Origin of the sequence: Succinimonas sp., from assembly GCF_045225735.1 — a bacterium.
In the GTDB taxonomy this organism is placed as follows: domain Bacteria; phylum Pseudomonadota; class Gammaproteobacteria; order Enterobacterales; family Succinivibrionaceae; genus Succinimonas.
Window position 1 is genome coordinate 1 of record NZ_JBGVBR010000196.1, and the last position, 3649, is coordinate 3649.

Annotated in this window: 3 protein-coding genes; 2 read left to right on the forward strand and 1 reads right to left on the reverse strand. The window is 48.9% G+C overall.

What is annotated here, in order from left to right; genetic code table 11:
- Both ACJROR_RS06850 and ACJROR_RS06855 read left to right on the forward strand, forming a co-directional pair.
- Positions 1-790: DNA methyltransferase (locus ACJROR_RS06850; protein WP_406546469.1), on the forward strand; the 790-nt coding region annotated here is incomplete at its 5' end.
- A 158-nt stretch (positions 791-948) separates the two neighbouring features.
- Positions 949-1758 carry a TPM domain-containing protein gene (locus ACJROR_RS06855; RefSeq protein ID WP_406546470.1) on the forward strand — a complete coding sequence of 270 codons (810 nt, stop codon included), beginning with the start codon at positions 949-951 and terminating at the stop codon, positions 1756-1758.
- A gap of 4 nt (positions 1759-1762) precedes the next feature.
- Here the strand turns inward: ACJROR_RS06855 and ACJROR_RS06860 are convergent, their stop codons facing one another.
- Positions 1763-3424 carry an AAA family ATPase gene (locus ACJROR_RS06860; RefSeq protein ID WP_406546471.1) on the reverse strand — a complete coding sequence of 554 codons (1662 nt, stop codon included), beginning with the start codon at positions 3422-3424 and terminating at the stop codon, positions 1763-1765.
- Positions 3425-3649 lie beyond the last annotated feature (225 nt).

The following is a 3649-nucleotide window of genomic DNA, read 5'->3' on the forward strand; positions in this document are numbered from 1 at the left end:
TATGCAGCTTCTCCTCAGTGAAAGAGGCTCCCTGTACCTTCACATTGACAGCCGGGTGGGGCCGTACCTTCGCATTATCATGGATGAAGTATTCGGCATGGATAACTTTATCAATGATATTTCCCGGGTGAAATGCAACCCCAAAAACTTCGGCCGCGCGGGCTACGGCAATCAGAAGGACGTTATTTACTTTTACGCCCGGAACCGCGAAAAGGTGATCTTTAACAGTGTTACCGAGCCTTACTCCGCTGCGGATCTGGATCGTCTCTTTAAGAAAAAAGACCGCCGGGGCCGCCGCTATACCACCGTGCCCTGTCACGCCCCGGGAGAAACCTCCGGGGAAACCGGCGGGCTTTTCCGGGGGCTTCCCCCGCCCACGGGCCGGCATTGGCGTTATGCTCCCCGGGTGCTGGAGGACATGGATGACCGGGGGCTTATTGAGTGGTCAAAGACCGGAGTGCCCCGCATTATCAAATATGCCTCCGATTCCTCCGGGAAGAAAATGCAGGATGTCTGGCTGAACTTCAAGGATCCTCCTTACCCCTGCTATCCTACGGAAAAGAATGCCGAAATGCTGGAAACCATTATCCGGCAGTCCTCCCGGGAGGATTCTCTGGTGCTGGATCCCTTTGCGGGCTCGGGTTCCCTCCTCAGGGCGGCCCTGATTTCAGGACGGCGCTTTATCGGCATAGATTCCTCCCCGGAGGCCATTAAGGTCATGAAGGAACGTCCCGAGCTCCGGGATCAGGAATTCCGGGAGTTTCCGGCAGAGGCACGGCAGAAGCAGTAATGAGCAGGAAAAGAGGGCGTTCCGGCCGGGATAACATAAGCGCAAAGAGAGAAGCGTCCCCAAGGGATGGGGCTCCGGGTATTCCGGATACGCCGGACGAGATATCGCCTGTCCGGAGAATACTGTCTTGCGCGGCCTATACGATCCTTGCGGTTTTTTTGAGCTGGTTTGCGGCCGAATTTGCCCGGGCCATTGCAGACGGCATGGATACCCGGCTTTATGACACGCCGTATCTTGCGGTAATGGATCCCGGACGGGTGATTACTCTCGAAACCGCCGCCTATATTGAGCAGGAAACCGGAATTCTCCAGTATAAAACCGGCGCGGAGTTCTATCTTGCGGCAGTGCCGGGCTGCCTTCCGGACTGTGATTCCTACGCCACGGAGCTTTTTAATGCCGTGGGTGTTGGTGATCGGGAAAAGAATAACGGGGTGCTCTTTCTCATGGATACCCGGGATCACCATCTTGTGCTCCGAACAGGGAGCGGCGTTGAGGATGTGATCACCGATGGCAAGGCCGGACGGATCCTGGATGATTACGCCGTGGCTCCCGCCAAAGAGAACAAGTGGAATCTGGCAGCCCGGAATACCTTTGCGGCCGTGATGACGGAGCTTTACGGAAAGTACCAGATGCCGCTTCCTGCCGGCATTACCTTTGCAAAGGAGGATGTGCCGGAGATGCCTCAGGAGCAGCAGATCACGGAGCCCGTCCCGCTGCCGCCTCCGCCGGAAAACTTCTGGATCGGTATTGGTTCCGGAGTTCTGTGCTTTATTTTTCTCCTCTGGCGGATCACGGTCTATTATCGGGATCCCCGGGGGGAGTGTTCCCGCTGGAAGACTGGTCTCGGGGTGATCGCGCTTTTCCTTTTGGAATGCATCTTTCATTGCGGATCAGAGGGGGCCGGCGGCGGATCATCCGGCCGCTCCCACGGCGGCGGTGGCTCCCGGGGCGGCGGCGCATCCCGGTAGCTTATCAGGCCTTCTCAATCAGGCACTGGTGTTCCTTGGTTTTCGGGTCATAGTTAAGACCTATCATGATTATGTCGTTCGGATAACCACCGTCACGGTATCTCCCGAAATATTCCTTTTTCTTAATTTGATCCATGGCATCTTCGGCACTGGTATCATGCTTGAATTCGATTAGCAGGATTGGCAGGGAATCGTTCCTCTTCGGAGCATAGATCACGTCGGCGTATCCTTTTCCTGACTGAAGTTCCCGGAAGCATTCATAATCACTTTCGGTACGCCACATAAGTCCTGCTATTACGCAGAATACCAAGGCTTCCTCGCTGTTGTAACCGAGCAGCGATACATTAGGCGAATTATGGATTTGGGCGATTATTTTAGCTGCCTTCTCGCTGTCCAGTGCCTGTATGGCGATGAAGAGTTCCTCTGAACGCTTAATAATCGGCATGGCGTTATACCATGACTGAGTTTTTGCAATTGAGGTGAGCGCAGCTCTGATTTCCTGATTTGGAACATACGCCAGCCGATAGTTGCCGCCGTAATCCTCGCATCCAAGATAACCAAGGCATACCAGAAGGCAGAATACATCGTCCTTGCTCTTGATGGTAACCATGTCGTTCTCAAAATTGCTGCAGTCGAATTTAATTATTCCTCCGGCAATAAGCTCCAGGACATCATCCCTGATGCCGTCATAGTTCATATTGATGAGACGCACCACTTCCTCATTTGATACGGTGCCGCTCCAGTAGCTTATGCATTCATTCCTGCTTGCCGCTTTAACGACAGAGTTAGGGTTGTATATGTCAATACCCTTGATTTTATAACCCTCATACCATTTTCTTAATTCCTGGTGTGATATTCTGCATTTAGGAAATTTTACAATTTCGGCAACTTCATCCTCGGTAAATCCGAAGTAGCTGGCAAATTCTCCGGGGGCGAGCATGTTGTATTCATCAAAGGTGTTCAAAGCTGACTGGGAGTTGTATTTTTTGATTGGCAGGATACCGGTGAGATAGGCTAAAGCAAAAACTGACTGTCCCTTTTTGCCCTTAAACAGTCCCCTTAAAAAATTAATAAATGATTCCTGCAGTTTTTTATCATCACGATAATCCCGGTAAATTAAATCCCATTCATCCATAATAAGAATAAATTTATTTTTGGTGTGATTGCATATTTCCTTTAATGCGGAGGACAGATTCTTTTTGCCTGTTTTTCTGCTTTTGCTGAGCAGTTTTGCATAGTCCTCATTTTCTTTAAGCTCTTCGATTACGGAGTATTGCAGATAATCAACAATGGTGGTAACACCTTTTACCTGCAGATCTTCATCTTCGGTATAAGCGATGTAATCATCTCTGACAGTGTTCATGTCGATGTAAATAACATCATATTTGTTAAGATGTTCGGCAAAGCTGTCCTTTCCCGCAATTTTCAGCCCGTCAAAAACATTTGTGCCGGCATACTCTTTTGAATAGTAAGCCAAAAGCATATCAGCTGTGACGGTTTTTCCGAATCTGCGGGGACGAGTCATGCCCAGCAATTTTGCGTCAGTATTAATAAGCGTATTGGTCTGATCGATAAAATCAGTTTTATCAACAAATATTCTGGTGTTTTTTGCTTTAACCAGATCGACAAAAGAATTACCATCGACAGGATTTATGATATCACCCATAACTGAAACTCCGTAAAATTTGTCACAACGCTATTATAACACGATAAAGAGCTTTGATCTATGATATGTGATTAAAATTAACCAAAGATGCTGTAAATTTTTTGTTTCTTGTTCCCAAAAACAATGAACTGTTTCGGCAGCCCCGGAGTAAAGAACATTTACATTCAGAAATAAGCCAGACATTAATTAAATTCCGGGCCGTTTGGATAAAGATTATTTTATCGG